At 67.4% G+C, this 15,532-nt stretch carries 13 protein-coding genes and 1 riboswitch; of the genes, 10 read left to right on the top strand and 3 right to left on the bottom strand.

What is annotated here, in order from left to right:
• Nucleotides 1-47: 47 nt before the first annotated feature.
• The gene (locus NBRGI_RS30935; protein ID WP_148311005.1) at nucleotides 48-281 is read right to left on the bottom strand and encodes a hypothetical protein; all 234 of its coding nucleotides are present in this window, start codon (nucleotides 279-281) and stop codon (nucleotides 48-50) included.
• A gap of 221 nt (nucleotides 282-502) precedes the next feature.
• On the opposite strand from NBRGI_RS30935, the gene NBRGI_RS45570 reads away from it, so the two are divergent.
• From NBRGI_RS45570 to NBRGI_RS47745, 4 genes are all read left to right on the top strand, one after another.
• The gene (locus NBRGI_RS45570) at nucleotides 503-3,025 is read left to right on the top strand and encodes a serine/threonine-protein kinase (protein ID WP_051728163.1); all 2,523 of its coding nucleotides are present in this window, start codon (nucleotides 503-505) and stop codon (nucleotides 3,023-3,025) included.
• A gap of 1,331 nt (nucleotides 3,026-4,356) precedes the next feature.
• A complete protein-coding gene (locus NBRGI_RS30925; protein WP_148311004.1) occupies nucleotides 4,357-4,971 on the top strand; it encodes a hypothetical protein in 615 nt (204 codons plus the stop codon).
• 25 nt (nucleotides 4,972-4,996) lie between these two features.
• A complete protein-coding gene (locus NBRGI_RS30920) occupies nucleotides 4,997-5,626 on the top strand; it encodes a hypothetical protein (protein WP_029900721.1) in 630 nt (209 codons plus the stop codon).
• Complete coding sequence (locus tag NBRGI_RS47745) at nucleotides 5,623-5,910, top strand: hypothetical protein (protein ID WP_148311003.1); 288 nt, start codon at nucleotides 5,623-5,625, stop codon at nucleotides 5,908-5,910. The genes NBRGI_RS30920 and NBRGI_RS47745 overlap by 4 nt, the downstream gene beginning before the upstream one ends.
• 4 nt (nucleotides 5,911-5,914) lie before the next feature.
• Here the strand turns inward: NBRGI_RS47745 and NBRGI_RS30915 are convergent, their stop codons facing one another.
• Nucleotides 5,915-6,295, bottom strand: a complete 381-nt coding sequence (locus tag NBRGI_RS30915; protein ID WP_029900720.1) for a PLDc N-terminal domain-containing protein — start codon at nucleotides 6,293-6,295, stop codon at nucleotides 5,915-5,917.
• 208 nt (nucleotides 6,296-6,503) lie between these two features.
• Nucleotides 6,504-6,818 carry a DMT family transporter gene (locus tag NBRGI_RS30910; RefSeq protein ID WP_029900719.1) on the bottom strand — a complete coding sequence of 105 codons (315 nt, stop codon included), beginning with the start codon at nucleotides 6,816-6,818 and terminating at the stop codon, nucleotides 6,504-6,506.
• 8 nt (nucleotides 6,819-6,826) lie between these two features.
• Nucleotides 6,827-6,892: riboswitch (guanidine-III (ykkC-III) riboswitch) on the bottom strand.
• A gap of 227 nt (nucleotides 6,893-7,119) precedes the next feature.
• Between NBRGI_RS30910 and NBRGI_RS30905 the strand changes: the two genes are divergently transcribed.
• From NBRGI_RS30905 to NBRGI_RS30875, 6 genes are all read left to right on the top strand, one after another.
• A complete protein-coding gene (locus tag NBRGI_RS30905) occupies nucleotides 7,120-8,115 on the top strand; it encodes an aldo/keto reductase (RefSeq protein WP_029900718.1) in 996 nt (331 codons plus the stop codon).
• A 130-nt stretch (nucleotides 8,116-8,245) separates the two neighbouring features.
• Entirely contained in the window at nucleotides 8,246-9,844 is a 1,599-nt protein-coding gene (locus tag NBRGI_RS30900) for an esterase/lipase family protein (RefSeq protein WP_029900717.1), read from the top strand.
• A gap of 137 nt (nucleotides 9,845-9,981) precedes the next feature.
• On the top strand, nucleotides 9,982-10,113 hold the full coding sequence (locus NBRGI_RS49725) for a hypothetical protein (protein WP_256656720.1): 132 nt from the start codon (nucleotides 9,982-9,984) through the stop codon (nucleotides 10,111-10,113).
• 63 nt (nucleotides 10,114-10,176) lie between these two features.
• The gene (locus tag NBRGI_RS30890; RefSeq protein ID WP_081878306.1) at nucleotides 10,177-13,095 is read left to right on the top strand and encodes an AfsR/SARP family transcriptional regulator; all 2,919 of its coding nucleotides are present in this window, start codon (nucleotides 10,177-10,179) and stop codon (nucleotides 13,093-13,095) included.
• A gap of 132 nt (nucleotides 13,096-13,227) precedes the next feature.
• Nucleotides 13,228-14,139, top strand: a complete 912-nt coding sequence (locus NBRGI_RS30880) for a diacylglycerol/lipid kinase family protein (protein WP_051728161.1) — start codon at nucleotides 13,228-13,230, stop codon at nucleotides 14,137-14,139.
• A 31-nt stretch (nucleotides 14,140-14,170) separates the two neighbouring features.
• Nucleotides 14,171-15,412, top strand: a complete 1,242-nt coding sequence (locus NBRGI_RS30875) for a phthiocerol/phthiodiolone dimycocerosyl transferase family protein (RefSeq protein WP_029900714.1) — start codon at nucleotides 14,171-14,173, stop codon at nucleotides 15,410-15,412.
• The last annotated feature ends 120 nt before the right edge of the window (nucleotides 15,413-15,532 follow it).

The raw sequence follows: 15,532 nt of genomic DNA, 5'->3' as shown, positions 1-15,532 counted from the left end.
GCCCGGAACGGTAGCGGCCTGCTTCGGGGCGCGGTGATCGGCGTCTCTCACTCGCCGCTACTGCCACCACCGGCGTGGAATTCCGAGGATGAGGAGCTGGTTTCCTCGCTGCGCCGGACGCCGTTCCCAGCTGGCTTGTCGTCGCGGCGGCGACGGAGTCCGAGGACGCCGAGCACCACCAGCGCGGCCGCGACGAGCACGCAGATACCGGCGGCGGTCAGGGAGAAATCAACGAGCGCGGCGGCGGCGATCAGCACCACGCCAGCGACGACGAACAGCATGAGCCCTCCCGGCGAAAGCAGTGTGACCAGCATACGAACTCCGTCAGAAACGGTTCTGCAAAAACGCTGTTAACACCGGTGTACGCGATAGACGATTGCTACTACATCTGGTTGACAGCGCGACGCGGTCGGGACAAAGAAGGCCCACCTGTCCGCATCGTAAAGGCACCAGGGGAAGGAACACATGAACCCCGCCGACGCCACCGATCCGGGAACCGCTCGTGAGCACCGACGCGCATCCTGAGCGAACTTTCGCCGGGTACATCATCGAACGACTGATCGGGCAGGGCGGCGTCGGACGCGTCTATCTGGCCAGGCACCCGAGACTGCCGCGGCTGGTCGCGCTCAAGGTGCTGGACAAGATGTTCGCAGGCGATTCCGGTAGCCGAGCCCGATTCGAGCGCGAGGCCGAAACGGCGTCCCGGCTCGACCACCCCAACATCGTCTCGATCTACGATCGCGGCCACACCGCCGACGCGACCTGGATCGCGATGCAGTTCATCGACGGCACCGACGCGCTCGCCGCGATCCGCAACGGGCCGATGCCGGTCGCGCGAGCCGTGCGGATCACCACCGAGATCGCGAAGGCGCTCGATCATGCACACGAGCGCGGCGTGCTGCACCGCGATATCAAGCCGTCGAATATCCTGCTCGAACGGCCGACCGCCGACGAACCCGAGCGGGTGTTCCTCGCCGATTTCGGTATCGCCAAGATGACCCAGGGCGCTGGGGAGTTGACCGTCGAAGGCCTGTTCGTCGGTAGCCTCAGCTATGCCGCGCCGGAACAGTTGAGCGGGCAGGATCTCGATCGTCGCGTCGACGTCTACGCACTCGGCTGCACCCTCTACCAGCTGCTGACCGGCGAAACCCCTTATGGCTCAGACAATATGGCGAACCTGCTGCAGGCCCATCTGTTCGCGCCGATCCCGTGTCCGAGCCGGCATCCCGGCGCGCGCCCCGAACTCAGCGCGTTCGACTCGATCATCGAACGCGCACTCGCGAAGAACCGCGACGACCGCTTCGCGACGTGTGGAGAACTCGCGGCCGCCGCCGAGGCCGCGTTGGACAGTGCGCTGCCCGAACTTCCCACCGTGATCGGCCCCATCCAGAGCGTCGACGTCGCGTGGGGATCTCCCTCCGGCCCGAGCAACGACAGTCCGACGATCATCCAGAGCGTCACTCAGGTGACGCCATCCGCCAATCCTGTCGAGGCTTCCGGGGATTTGTGCGGGCACCGGATGGGCGGGCGCTACCATCTGCTCGAATACATGGCCCGCGGCCTTTCCGGCGACCTCTACAAGGCCTATGACGACATACTCGGCGAACTGGTCGCGGTGAAGGTCGTGCAGACCGTCGACGCCGACACCAAGAAACGACTCCAGCGAGGCGGTCGGGTATGGCTCAAGTTGAAGCCGCACCCCAATGTCGTCGAGGTGATGGATGTGCAGAATCAGCTCGGCACAGATCCGCCCTACATCGTCAGCAGAATCGTCGACGGCATCGATCTCGCCGAACTCATCAAGAACCGGGATCTGCGCCTCGATGAAGCCATCTGGATCGTCGTTCAGGTCTGCGCCGCCCTCGAACACATCCACGCCAGCGGCATCGTCCACCGCGAGATCAAGCCGAGCAATATCTTGGTCGCCGGAAAGGATCTGCTTGTCACCGTGTTGGATTCGGGCATCGCCAGACACGAGAACCCGGCGGTCGACTCGTTCACGAAAACCGGCATATTCGTCGGTGATCTCGCCTACGCGGCGCCTGAACAGATGCACCAGGGATACCAGGTCGGGCGCCGCGCCGATATCTACGCGGTGGTCGCGGTCCTGTACGAACTGGTGACCGGCGCCCGGTTGCCGTTTCCCATGCCGGATGGGTGGGAGCCGGATCAGCAAGCGCTCGCCGAGTTGCCCGAACGCCTCCGATCGGCGCTGATCCGCGGGCTGTGCCGGAACCCGAAGGATCGATTCACCAGTATCGGCGAGTTGCACGACTGCCTCGCCCCGCTCTCACGCCGCGCATCGCAGCCTCCCGCCCAGGGTCCCGTAGTTGTTGCGCTGCACGGGATTCGGACGCACGCAGCCTGGCAGCGCGCTTTCACCGAGGTCGCAGGCCGAGCGGGTCTGGGCACGCACGTCGACCTGTGGAATTTCGGGTACTTCTCCGTTCTCCGCTTCCTGCTGCCGTGGGCGCGCCTGTCCAAGGTGCGCTGGTTCCGGCAGGTGTACCAGCAGGAATTCGGTACCGGCAGTCAGGAACCGCCATCGATCGTCGCGCACAGCTTCGGCACCTACATCCTCGGCAACGCGCTACTGCGTTACCCCTACCTGCGATTCCGCAAAGTACTGCTCTGCGGATCCATCCTGCCGACCAACTTCCCCTGGGATCAGCTCATCGAACGCGGCCAAGTACAAGCCGTACGAAACGAATTCGGCAGCGAAGACGTGTGGACCCGCGCCGTCAATTGGTTCGTCTCCGGCACCGGTCCCTCCGGGCTGCAAGGGTTCACCGCACAATGCCCTCGACTGCAACAAGAGAATTTCACCTTCGCCCACAGTGAATACTTCGAACGCGGGCACATGAACAGCCGATGGTTGCCGTTCCTCACCGCCCACCTCGAGGAACGCCCGATCCACGAAACCTGCATCCCCACACCACCTATCGAGCGTCGCCCCTGGGGGCTGTACCTGTCCTACTCGGCCCTCGCCGCCTGCGCCATCCTGATCGCCCTCATCGTGCTCTGAGCCCGGACGGGGCCACGCGGCGTCACGAACACCGACCACGCACCTCGAGACCGGCCAGCCTTTTCCGCCGACCGGCTCAGAGTTCGGGTCCGTTCCCCTCATCCGGGTCTCTGCGACGGTGATAACGCGCCACAAATGCGCCCTTTGCCGTGCACGTTCGCCTGTCACTGCTGCGCCCACGCAATTCCGACTTACTCATGCTCGGCGGTACCCACCGACAACGTTCGTCTTTGCTCATACCCAGTTGGACCCGCGCACAGCATCGCAGGTTCCCCGCGACACGCACCTGTCCCCGACGTGTCCTGTCCACTGCCACCGTCAGGCACCTTCCGGGCCCAGGGACGCCACTGCGATGTGCCCCTTCAGGTTTGCTGCGCATGCTCCGCAGCCGTCGCAAAGCGGCCTCGGGCACCGCGGGCGGTGTGACGGGACAGACAACGCTGTAGTTGAATTCGCGGCTACCGCAGCCGAGCGGGGCGAAAGCGGCCATTGCTCACAATCGCAGGTCACGACCGTCCGCATGCAGACTCCCGGATGGTTGCTGAATAATTGCTGCAATGGTTCCATGGATCCTGAAGCTGCTGAGAAGTAGGCATTCCCAGGGATTGCTCCGGCTTCGGATCTAATGGGAGGGGACCATGCAACATCCGCTGGAAGACACACTTCGCCGCACACTCTGCAAGGGCGCGGTCGCACTCGCTGTACTCGGCTCGATCACGACCGGCACGGTCCTGATAGCGACGATCGACCAACCCGTCGCTGTCGCACAACCCGACATCCCCTGCGAGCAGTGGCAGCAGATGCACCCGGGCTGGCCGTGTATCCCGGTCCCGAAACCGCCGCCGGGCCCACCGCCCGGAACACCGGGCGGGCCCGGTGGACCGCCGACGACGGCACAACCGGCGCCGACACCGGCGCTCCCCGGCCAAGCCCCGAATCTGAGCGGGACCGGTGGCCGCGCAGGCGCGCTCACGCCCCCACCGGCCGGGCCGGGTAACGGAACCCCCATCGTCCCGGTCCCTGGACAAGAACCGGTCCCGCAACCACAACTCGCCGAACCGGCCGAGCCGAACCGGCCTGAAGCCGACCTACCACCGACCTCCAATCCTCCGCAGACTCCGCCACCGATTTCACCGCTCCCGCAACAACCACTGCCGGTGGCGTCGCGGGACCCCGGTGCACCGGCCGACGCCACGCAAACGTCCGCCCGAGCCGAGCCGCGCGGCAGCGTTTCACCGCTGACCTGGCTGCTGTTGCCACTGTTGCTGGCCGTTGCCGCGGGCGGCGTGGCTGTCGGACGCAGGTCGGTCAGGGACAAGGACTCACCGTCTGTGCAGCCCTCGACCTTCGACGGCTTGCCCGGCCTACCACCGCCCGTCGCGCCGGTACCACCGGGAACCCCGGTATTGACCTCACGGTTCGACATCACCCGCCTCTACCCGGGCGTCTATGCACCGCCCGGGCTGAGCTCCCGAGATTTCAACGACAACCCTGGCGTGCAAGGTGTGTACGGACCGAACAGCGGCCCCTACAGCGGATACGGCACGCCGATTCGGATTGATCCCGATACCACCCCCGGCGCGGTCGGCCCATGGTCGGGCAACGTCCTCCAGCCTGATCCGATCACCGGGAAAACGGGAATCTCCATCCCCACCGGGGGCAATGGTCCCAATCCGACGAACAACAGCCTCGATCTCGATATCACCAAAAAGGTCCAGCTACGAATCGTGGGACTGAAGCCGATGATGGTGTCGTCGTTCGACTACAACGGGCAACCGACCCTGGCAGTCACCTATGAGCCGATGTACCAGGTCCGAGATCTCTATTACGGGTGGGGCACCGGTATCGTCGGTCAACCAGGCAAATGGACCGATATCACGCTCGAGGATGTGAAGACGCTCGAAAGGATGGGCGCGTTCGTTCCCGTAGTTCCCGCGAGACAATAGACGTCGACCAGAAGAGGACGAGCTCATGAGCATCGACCGACTAAATGATGGTGGTCCGCCATTACGGTTCACGGCGCGACTCGGGCCGATCGCGATCGCTGTCATTTGCGGGCTGGTCCTCGTCGGCTGCTCCGAACAAGAACCCGCGCCGGGCACTGCGCACGGTGAGCAGCTCGATGAGAGCCGCGCGCAAGCCAGAATCCAGCAATACCTGACCGAGACCCTGAACGCATTGCCGCCTGGCGTCTCCCTCGCCAAACCACCCAGCGAAGTCGACGGAAAAAAGCTCGAATTCGATCTCGCGAATTTGCCGGCCGTGCCCTGTGACGGAAACCCGGACCATACCGAGGGGCCGAAAAAAGCGCAGGTCGCATACTTTCTGATCGGCATCCCCAAAGGCGAAGTCAACCGGTATCTGAACGACGTCATCCGGATCTGGAGCAACCGATTGTGGCAGACCTGGCCGCTGATCCCCGATAAGCAATCCAATGCCGTCACACTCGACGGCTATATGCTCGCTGCCCAGATCTCGCCGGCCAGCAGCCCCGACGGCGCGGACGGTCTCGCGCTGGCAGGTACCTCGCCATGCTTTGCGAACACAGCGACAGGGACCGCGACGCCACTACCGACAGCTATAGAACAAGCACGACGATGAATTGGCTACGGCGGGAGAGCATCTTCACCGATCCACCGATATCGCTGACCGGTGAGCAGCGACGTCGTGGGGTGATGGACGCACGGCGAGCGGCGCGTGCGGCACAACGATCGCTCACTTCGACGAAAAAGAAGCAGTATCGGATGTATCGGCGCGGGGCCGGTGCCGAATATCTTGACTGGGCTCGTTGGAAAGCTGCTTATCTGCGGGAATATCGTCGGCGGATTACGTTGCAGCCCGCGCAGGCGCACCACGAACTGGGCAGCGGGATGGGTAATCCCTGAAGGGTCAGAGTTGTTCGCCTTGTTCCCGGCGTCGATCCAGGTCGCTCTGCCGCTCTGCTTCTTGACGGCGGGCCTCGGCGCGCTGCTGTTCGGCGCGCTCGCGCAGGCCGCGCAGGAAGGCTTCGTCGGCGGCCGCGTCCTGGGCGACGTGGCGGCCGGGGCGGTCGTATTCGGCGTACGCGGTGGTCGAGCGCGGGCGGCCCTCGTGCTCGGGACGGCCCGCGAAGAGCCAGAGCAGCGCGCCGACGGTGGGGATGAGGATGACGACGATCAGCCAGCCCATCTTGGGCAGGTGGCGGATGCCTGCCTCCGGACAGGTGATGATGTCGATCAGGCAGTAGACCCACAGTGCCAACGTGAGCAGGCCAACGATCGCGTAGGGCATCGGTACCTCCTAGTACGTCTGCCAACCCGGTCCGCGCGGCGATTCGTGGCGAATCTCCCCCCAACCGGCCCGGGCCCGTGCCCGTAGCTGGCAGTTCTTCTCGAATAGGCGGCAGGATCGGCCCCCGACTGCCGCACCACGGCAGACCCTATCGGACGGCCGCGTGGCTCTCCACTCGACGCGGATGTGCGTTCGCCCACCTCACCGCTCAGTGCGCGAGTTTCAAGCCGATCACGCTGCCGATGATGCCAAGGAGGAAGACGACTTCGAGGAGGGTGATCGGCTCGGAGCCGGTGGTCATCGCGTAGGCGACGGTGAGGACGGCGCCGATGCCTACCCAGACGGCGTAGGCGGTGCCGACCGGAAGGTCGCGCATGGCGAAGGCCAGGCCGGCCATGCTGGCGGCGAGCGCGATCAAGAAGACGAGGGTGGGGATCAGCCGGGTGAAACCTGCCGATTTGCCTAGAGCGGTGGCCCAGATCGCTTCACACACGCCGGACAACACCAGAATCAACCAAGACATGACGAGCCTCCGAGGCCGTCTTGTCGCGCACCGGGTACGGCTCCCTCGTCCGGGGGCCCCTGCCGGGACCTGCCTTCCACGATGGCAACTCGGTGCACGGGTGGCAAGCAGGCAGCCGGTGACGTTTCTCTCCGAGGCGGAGGCTGCGGCGTCAGCGCGGCGCAGCAGCTGGACGACATCGCCCTGTACTGGTTCACCGGCACCGAGGCGTCGACTGCTCGCCGGTATTGGAGGCGCTGCGATGCGGGTGCGATCGGGAGGCCGCCACACCCCGGCAGTTGCCTCGTGCCACGCTGTAGCTATGCCCGCCTCCTTCCCTCCCAGTTCCCCGACCGATGCGCCGATCAGCAGATATGGACTGGGGACGGCCGCGGTGGGACGGCCGGGCTACATCACGCTCGGGCGAGAACTGGACCTGCCTGCCGAGCGCACGGTGGACGCGATGCGCACCCGCACGCACGTGCTGCTCGACGCCGCATGGGCGGCCGGGGTGCGGTACTTCGACACCGCTCGTTCCTACGGCCGCGCAGAGGAATTCGTCGGCGAATGGCTGACGGCGCGGCCGGAGGCCGCGGCAGCGGCCACCATCGGCAGCAAATGGGGCTACACCTATACCGCCGACTGGCAGGCGTCGGGCGTTTCGGCCCATGAGGTCAAGGAACACTCGGTCGCCGTGTTCGATCGTCAAATCCGGGAAACCCGTGCCGCTTTGGGCGAGCACCTGGATGTCTATCTGATCCATTCGGTTACTCCGGACAGCCCCGCGCTGGCCGATCGCGAGCTGCACGCGCGACTGGCGGACCTGGCCGCGGCGGGCGTCCGGGTCGGGCTGTCGACCAGCGGGCCCGCCCAGGCGGCGACCGTGCGCGCGGCGCTGGACGTCACCGTGCGCGGTGAGCCGCTGTTCGCCGCTGTCCAATCCACCTGGAACCTGCTCGACTCGTCCGCGGGACCCGCACTGGCCGAGGCACATTCGGCAGGGTGGCTGGTGGTGATCAAGGAAGCCATGGCCAACGGCCGCCTCGCCGGCCGCAACGCCACCGGCCCCGGCACCGCCGCCCTGCGCGCGGTGTCCGACCGCCTCGGCACCAGCACCGACGCGCTGGCGCTGGCCGCGGCAGCCGCGCAACCTTGGGCCGATATCGTCCTGTCCGGCGCCGCGACCCTGGATCAGCTGACCTCCAATCTCACCGCCGCCGAACTCGACCTCACACCCGCCGACCTGCACGAGCTGGCCGTCCTCACCGAATCCCCCGAAACTTTCTGGCGTACCCGCGCCGAATTGCCCTGGGCCTGAACTCCCGTGCGCCGCGGTGCAGCGAGCGGAGAATCCGCGGAAACGAAACGCCGGGCAGCGTGGCGCCGATGATGTGATAAGAGCATCACCGCAGGCCGGACGGCCCGCGACGGAACACCTCGGGGGCGAGATGACCACCGCGCAAGTGCACCATCGACGGTTGATCGTCTACGTACCCGGCTTGACCGAACATCCCGGGGCGATAGACGGCCTGTTCGCGCGGTTGCAAACCGAACCCGGCTACGGCACCGACGAAACGATCTACTGGCAGTTTCCGGACGGGATTCGCCGCTTCAGCCGCGGCACGCTGGTGAACCGGTGCCGGGATCTGGCGGACCGGATCGACGCGTATTGGACGGGACCGCGCAAGACGCCGGAGATCGTGCTCATCGGGCACAGTATCGGCGGGATCATGCACCGGTACGCCTACTTGCAGGCTTTGCGCGGGATCGACGGGCATCGGCTGCCGTGGGCGGACGCGGTGACGAGGATCGTGCTGCTGGCCGCGCCCAATCGCGGGGTCGATCCCGATCGGCTGCCGTGGTGGCAGCGCTATCCGACGAAGGTGCTGGCGCCGCTGCTGCGCCGGTTCACGGCGGTCGAATTGATCTGCGGCGCACCGTTCATCACCAATCTGCGGATCCTGTGGATGCGTGAGATCGCCCAGCTGGGCAACCAGGCGCCGATCGTGGTGCAGGTCAGCGGGAAGAAGGACCGGGCCGTCGTCAAGGAGGACAGCCGCGATCTGGAAACGCTGCCGACCGGTGTGCAGAAGGTGGTACCCGGCGCCACGCACGCGGACATCATCCGCATCGAAGCGGGCTTGTCCGAGGACTACGCCGGTCAGCGGTACGAGATTCTGCGCGCGGCGATCACCGAGCCGCTGCCGCCCAGCAATCCGGAGCCACTGCCCGCCGCCGAGGCCGCGAAAACCTCGGTGGTGTTCGCCCTGCACGGTATCCGCTCGGGCAACGGCGAATGGCCGAGTGAGCTGGAAGCGGCTCTGTTGGCGGCCGACAAGAATGTGCTCGTGGTGACGCCCTCCTACGGTCGGCTGTCGGCCTACGATTTCGCGCTCCCGTTCACGCGCCGGCGCAACCTGCGCTGGTTCGCCGATATGTACAGCTACCACCTCGCGCGCCACCCGGGCATTCCGTTCCATTTCGTCGGGCACAGCAACGGCACCTATTTGTTCGGCCAGTCGCTGAAACAGATTCCGGCCCTGCAGTTCCAACATGTGTTCCTGGCGGGCAGCGTGCTGCCGCGCGAGTTCGACTGGGTCCGCTGCGCCGACGCGGGGCAGATCGGGTCGCTGGTCAACATCTGTGCCAACCAGGACAAGCCGGTCGGCTGGCTGTGCAGCGGCCTGCGCGCGTTCCGGATGCGCGATGTCGGGGTCGGCGGGTTCACCGGCTTCGATTCGGTGCCGCCGGGCACCCGGCAGATCCGGCACATCGCGGGCGGACACGGCGCGGCCCTGGTGACCGACCGTCTTTCGGCCGTCGTCGACTACGTGCGCACCGGCGCGGCAGGCGGCGAAGCGCACGTGGTCAAGCCCGGGCGCGGCTTCGAACTGATGTCGCGGGTGGCGCCCAGGTTGGCCTGGGTGACGGTGGCCGCCGTGGCCGGGCTGAGCTGGCTGGCTCTGTCCACGATGGGCATTCTGCTCGGCGCGGCGATCGTCGCCGGGCTGCTCGCGCTCACCTACACCGCTTTGAAAGTCGCTTGAGCCCAACCGCTCCCCTGGCCGGGCACGTTCCGGCACAGTGGCACTGTGCCGCAGGACTTGCCGTTCACCAGTCGCGTTCATTCCCCGTTCAGCGCGAGACAGTGGCTGTTGATCCACTGTCCCTACGGTCCGAAAACATGACGAATCGGACTCCTCCGCCACTGGCCGCACTGCACGAACCGTGGGGTTGGGTGAAGCGGCTGCTGGTCCTCGTGTTCGTGGCGGTGGGGTGTGTGGTGCTCGAGGTCAAGGACCGCCTCCTCGGCTGATGGCAGACGGTGCGACGCCGACTCTTAAGATCGGGTGATCCCATGTTCCACTGAGAGAAGCCGATGGACGCTGCCGACCTGAGTTTTACGGTATTGGGCCGCGTCACGGTGCGGCGCGGTGCGCTGACGCTGGCGTCGGAACGCCTGCGGACCCAGGCCGTGCTCGCCGCATTGCTGTTCGCGGCCGGGCGCCCGCTCACCGCCGCACAGCTGGTGGACGCGGTGTGGGGCGAGGAGCTGCCCGGCGACCCGATTGCGTCGCTGCGCTCACACGTGCTGCTGTTGCGCAAACTCGTCGAACCCGATCGCGTGCGCCGCGGCGCGGCCACGGTGCTCGTATCGGTCGGCGACGGCTATGAGTTGCGCGTCCCCAGGGAATCGGTGGACGCCTTCCAGGCCCAGTCGCTGGCCGCTGCGGCCGACCGGGCCCGGGCCGCGGGCGATTTCGAGCAGGCACGGGCACAGCTCGACGAAGCGCTGGCATTGTGGCGTGGCGAGGTGCTGGCGGGTGTGCCGGGCCCGCTGGCAGCGGATCGGCGGCGGCACTTCACCGAGTTGCGGACGACCCTGTTGGAAGCCGGTTTCGAGGTCGATCTCCAACGGGGGCGACACGAGCAGGTGCTCGGCGAATTGGCCACTGCCAGTGACGAATTCCCGCTGCGCGAGCGACTGCGCGGACTGCGGATGACCGCCCTGTATCGCTGCGGCCGACGCAGTGAGGCCCTGTCGGTGTACACCGACACCCGGCGGCTGCTCATCGACCAACTCGGCATCGAACCCGGCCCCGAGCTGGCCGAACTGCACCAGCGCATCCTCGACGACGATCTGGCCCCACCCGCGGCGCACGCTGTCCGTCCTTGGCTCCGGAAGAACGTCCGGCCAGCCCAGATACCCAGGGGCATAGCGGACTTCACTGGACGCGCGGCACTGGTCGACGAGCTCTGTGCGACGTTGATCCCCGCGGGAGACACCCCGCCCATCGTGGTGCTCACCGGGATGGGCGGGGTCGGTAAAACGACTCTGGCGACGCACGTCGCGCGCGAGATCAGCGCGCATTTCCCGGACGGACAGCTCTACGCCGACCTGCACAGCATGGACGATCGTCCCGCCGAACCGGTCGGCGTGCTCGGTGCCTTCCTGCGCGCACTGGCGGTGCCGGACAGCGATATCCCACCCACCGAGTCCGAACGAGCGGCGCTGCTGCGCAGCATGCTCACCGACCGCCGCATGCTGCTGGTGCTCGACAACGCGGGCACGCTGGATCAGGTGCGGCCGTTGCTGCCGAGTGGGTCCGGCTGCGCTGTCCTGGTCACCAGCCGTGCGGTGCTGCCGTTACCGGACGCGACGTACCGGCCGCTCGGCGTCCTGTCCGCGGCCGAGGCGCGAAACCTGTTGGCACGCATAGTAGGAACGGACCGCACCGCCGCGGAACCCGCAGCCGCCGACGCGGTCGTCGCGGCCTGCGGTCGATTGCCGTTGGCGATCAGGATCATCGGCGCCCGCCTGGTGGCGCGACCGCACTGGAGCATGGCCGCCGTGGCACAGCGGCTGGCCGACGAACGGCATCGCCTCCCGGAGTTGCGCTGCGGCGACCTGACCGTGGACGCCTGCTTCGCGTTCGGCTACCGGCAGTTGCCCGCCGCCACCGCGCGGACGTTCGTGGCACTGGCCGTTCCCGCGGTGCCGGACCTCTCGGTCGCCGCGGCCGCGTCGATCCTGGGTCTCGATACCGCTGCGGCGGCACAGGTCTGCGAGTCACTCGTCGACCTTGGGCTGTTGCAATCCGTCGGCGACGATCGGTACAGCTACCACGATCTGCTGCGGCTGTTCGCCCACACCGTCGACACCGAGATCGACCGGGCAGAGGTGCTGTCGCGCCTGCTGGACTACTACCTCGCGACCGCGAAAAACATCGTCCGCCATCGTTATCCCGGCCATCGGCTCGACTATGTCCGACCCACAGCGCAACCCGGCACCGCGATCGGCACCGAAGCCGCCGCACAGACCTGGCTGGACACCGAGCGCACGGCGTTGATCGCGCTGCACCGCCAGATCGCCGTGGATCACCCCGCACTCGTGCCCGCGAGCGTGGACGTCGCGATGTTGGTCAGCGAGAGCGTCGACCCGTCGGCACAGTCCGGGCAGTTGGCCGCCGCGGTGCGCGGGCTGCTCTCTGTCGCAGCGGGATTCGACGACCCGGACACCGAGCTCCGCGCCCGCGTGGCACTCGGCTTGATCCTCGCCCTGGACCTGGGCCGCGGTGACGACGCCGTCGCCGTGCTCGAACCCGTGCGAAAGATACTGCGACCGAACGGGAGCAGTCTGCTGCTGGCCTTCGCCGAGCACCTGCTGGGCGCCGCCGCGCTCAGCGTCGGACGTGCCGCCGACGCGATCACCCACATGGCCGCCGCGGTCGAGATCTTCCACGACCTGGACGACCCGGCCTGGGAGGGATGGGCCTGCGCCACCCTCGCCGACCGGTACGGCGATGCCGCGCAATGGGATCGAGCCGCCGATGCCGCCGAGCGCGCACTGCACCTCGCCGAGCGACTGGGTGGCGCGGCCTTCGAGTCGCTGGCCCGGAGTCAGCTGGGCCGGGTGGTCCTGATGCGCGATCATGATCCGGAGCGGGCCGTGACGCTCTGCGCGGACGCGGTGCGCACGGCCCGTGGGCACGGACGCCGGTTGCTCCTGGGCTGGGCGCTGTACCGGCAGGCGGAGGTCGGCCTGTACGGGCAACACTTCGATATCGCTGAAGCCGCTGCGGCCGAAGCTGTTTCGGTACTCACCGAGGCCGCGGACCCGATCCGCCGAGGACACGCGCTGGACTATCGGGCCCGAGCACTGGCCGCGCTGGGGCGCGATATCGAAGCCCAGCAGGTGCGCGCGCAGCTCGCCGAGTTGGCCACCCGGATCGGCCGCACACCACCGAGGGCGGCCGAGTTCGACGTCGTCGGCGCGGGGAGCACCGGCCGCCCCTGACGGCCGCCCTGGACCGTCTCGCCCATCGCACCAGGTCGGGCGGGCGTTCATTCGCGGCTCAACGCCAGCTCGAGCACACCGCCCAAGATCGGATCGACAGCACGTTCCCCGGTCCGATCGGAGCAGTTCACCATGCCTTTCGCCGCCACTATCGGCAGCAAGACCATCGATGTGATCGGGTATCCGTGCAGTGCGCGCGGACGAGGGCTGCGCACGGCCGTCACGGCGGCGCACCACCTCGCCGCCCGCGGCGCCCGGGTCCGTCAACTGCGCGGCACCACTCCCGCGACGACGATCGACCTGATACGCGAGCGGCTCAGCCGGCCCGACCGTCCGGAGGTCATCGCCTGCGCAGGTGGTGACGACCTGATATCACTTGTCCTGCAAGCTATCTCCGGCACCGGGGTCGCGCTCGGCGTGCTGCCGACCGGGCACCGGGACGATCTCGCCGCAGCACTCGGCATACCGCTGAGCGACCCGCGGGCGGCGGCCGAGGTCGTACTGGCCGGACAGCTCCGCGAGATCGACGTGGGAGTGGCCGGCACTGCACCAGCCGCGCCCACCATGTTCACCACCGCCGTGCACATCGGGTCCGACACCCGGCTGCTGGAGCGCCCGTATCGGCCGTGGTCCCCCGGCCTTCCCGCGGCGCTGCTGGCACCCTCCGCACAACCGGTAAGGATCGAATTAGCTTGTGGTACTGACCTTTCCACGTCAACGGTAATCGACACCGAGGCGTCGCTCGTGACCGTGGGCAATATCGGCCGCACCGGCGGCAAGCGGATCTGCCCCGACGCGCGGCTCGACGACGGTCTGCTCGACGTCACCGTGATCGGCTCCGCGCCGCGCGGACAGACACTCCGTGTGCTGGCCGCGCTGGCCGCCGGCCGGGCGGTCGCTCACCCCGCCGTCACCTACCACCAAGCTGCCGCCGTGTCCGTGTGGTGTCCGGCGGGCAGCGCGATCGTCGACGGCACATCACTGGATGCCCGGCCCTGCACCGCGCACGTTCTGCGCGGCGCACAGGCCGTCCTGGTGCCGTGAATCTCATGAACCGACCCCTGAGGAGAACCTCGTGAAATACCGAATCGGCGCCATCGACCAGAACTTCGCACCGAACAGACTCACCGTCTCATACGTGGCGATCTGTGCGGGCGTGGTCGACACCGACCTACTGCGGCGGGCCTTCGCGCACACGTGCCGTCGCTATCCGATGCTGTGCGGGCGGCTCCGCTCGGACGCTGGCGACTGCTACGTCCACGTTATCGATAGCGACCACGACGACGCCGTCACCGAGACGGTGCACAGCAGCGTCGCCGAGTGGCTCGCACGCGGGCTCGACACAGTCGATCCGGCAGTTCGGCTGGCGACCCTGGAGATCGTGCACGCCGGCGCGACCACTGCGGTCGCACTGCGCGTATCCCACGCCATCGGCGACGCGCACCTGGGATTCGAACTCCTCACCGAACTCTGGCGGACGGCCACCGCACTCGCCGCCGGGGCACTCGCGGACCCCGCCCCGGTCCTGCCCCGCAGGCTGGAGGAATTACTCCACGAGCGTGGGATTCCCGTCCCCGACGTAGCACTGCCCGCACCCAATGGCCTCTACCGCTTCACGCCGACGGAGACACTCGGCCGACCGGGGCTGCGCCTCGCCACCGAAGAGCGGATCACGCTGTCGGACAGGGACACCGGCGCGCTGCTCCGCCTCGCCCGAGCGCAGGGCACGACGGTGCACGCGCTGCTCAGCGCCGCGGTGATCCGGGCCGAGCGGGCAATGATCGCCGAAACTTCCGGCGCCGCACCCGAAGACGAGCTGCCCATGATCATCGGACATGCCGTCGACCTGCGCCCGCACCTGACACCGCCGGCTCCGGTCACCGACACCAGCAACGGTCTCGGGTACGCGCCCACCGTCACCCTGTGCGGACCGGAGGCCGACCTGCTCACCCTCGGCAAAGAGGTGAAGGCGCAGATCGTGTACGGCATCGACAGCGGCACCGCGCTGGCCACCATGTTCGCCGCGGCCCGCAGCGGGCAGAGCACACCGGACACCGCCGTCAACATCCTCACCAACTGGGGCGTCGTGCCCGCGCTGGAGTGCCCGGAAGGGATGGAGGTGGTCGACTTCCGTGGCTTCGTCACCGGTGATTCCGTCCCGGAGCTCAGCTACTTCGTCTACACCTTCCGAGGTCGCCTGAGCATCGAGTTCACCTACGCCGAAAACCACCATCACCGCACCCGGATCGCCGCACTGCGCCGCCTCGTGGCCGGGAACCTCGCGGAGTTGATCTATGGTCTGGCCCGCCAGAACTGACCGTCCGCGCACCGCGACGACATCGGGGCTGGTGTCGCCGAATCCTTTTTCCGCCTCGGTCGCTCTTATGTAGGAGCGGCCGAAAGGGCCGGTGTCGAGGAGGATCGATGACAGTGATCG

The organism is Nocardia brasiliensis IFM 10847 (assembly GCF_000710915.1).
Lineage (GTDB): Bacteria > Actinomycetota > Actinomycetes > Mycobacteriales > Mycobacteriaceae > Nocardia > Nocardia brasiliensis_A.
This window is presented reverse-complemented; position numbering and strand designations above follow the sequence as displayed.

What these genes read in the sequence shown, in the direction of transcription:
- NBRGI_RS30935 (WP_148311005.1), bottom strand. Translation starts at nt 281, where the DNA reads ATGCTGTTCGTCGTCGCTGGCGTGGTGCTGATCGCCGCCGCCGCGCTC.
- NBRGI_RS30920 (WP_029900721.1), top strand. Translation starts at nt 4,997, where the DNA reads ATGAGCATCGACCGACTAAATGATGGTGGTCCGCCATTACGGTTCACG.
- NBRGI_RS47745 (WP_148311003.1), top strand. Translation starts at nt 5,623, where the DNA reads ATGAATTGGCTACGGCGGGAGAGCATCTTCACCGATCCACCGATATCG.
- NBRGI_RS30915 (WP_029900720.1), bottom strand. Translation starts at nt 6,295, where the DNA reads ATGCCCTACGCGATCGTTGGCCTGCTCACGTTGGCACTGTGGGTCTAC.
- NBRGI_RS30910 (WP_029900719.1), bottom strand. Translation starts at nt 6,818, where the DNA reads ATGTCTTGGTTGATTCTGGTGTTGTCCGGCGTGTGTGAAGCGATCTGG.
- NBRGI_RS30905 (WP_029900718.1), top strand. Translation starts at nt 7,120, where the DNA reads ATGCCCGCCTCCTTCCCTCCCAGTTCCCCGACCGATGCGCCGATCAGC.
- NBRGI_RS30900 (WP_029900717.1), top strand. Translation starts at nt 8,246, where the DNA reads ATGACCACCGCGCAAGTGCACCATCGACGGTTGATCGTCTACGTACCC.
- NBRGI_RS49725 (WP_256656720.1), top strand. Translation starts at nt 9,982, where the DNA reads ATGACGAATCGGACTCCTCCGCCACTGGCCGCACTGCACGAACCGTGG.
- NBRGI_RS30890 (WP_081878306.1), top strand. Translation starts at nt 10,177, where the DNA reads ATGGACGCTGCCGACCTGAGTTTTACGGTATTGGGCCGCGTCACGGTG.
- NBRGI_RS30880 (WP_051728161.1), top strand. Translation starts at nt 13,228, where the DNA reads ATGCCTTTCGCCGCCACTATCGGCAGCAAGACCATCGATGTGATCGGG.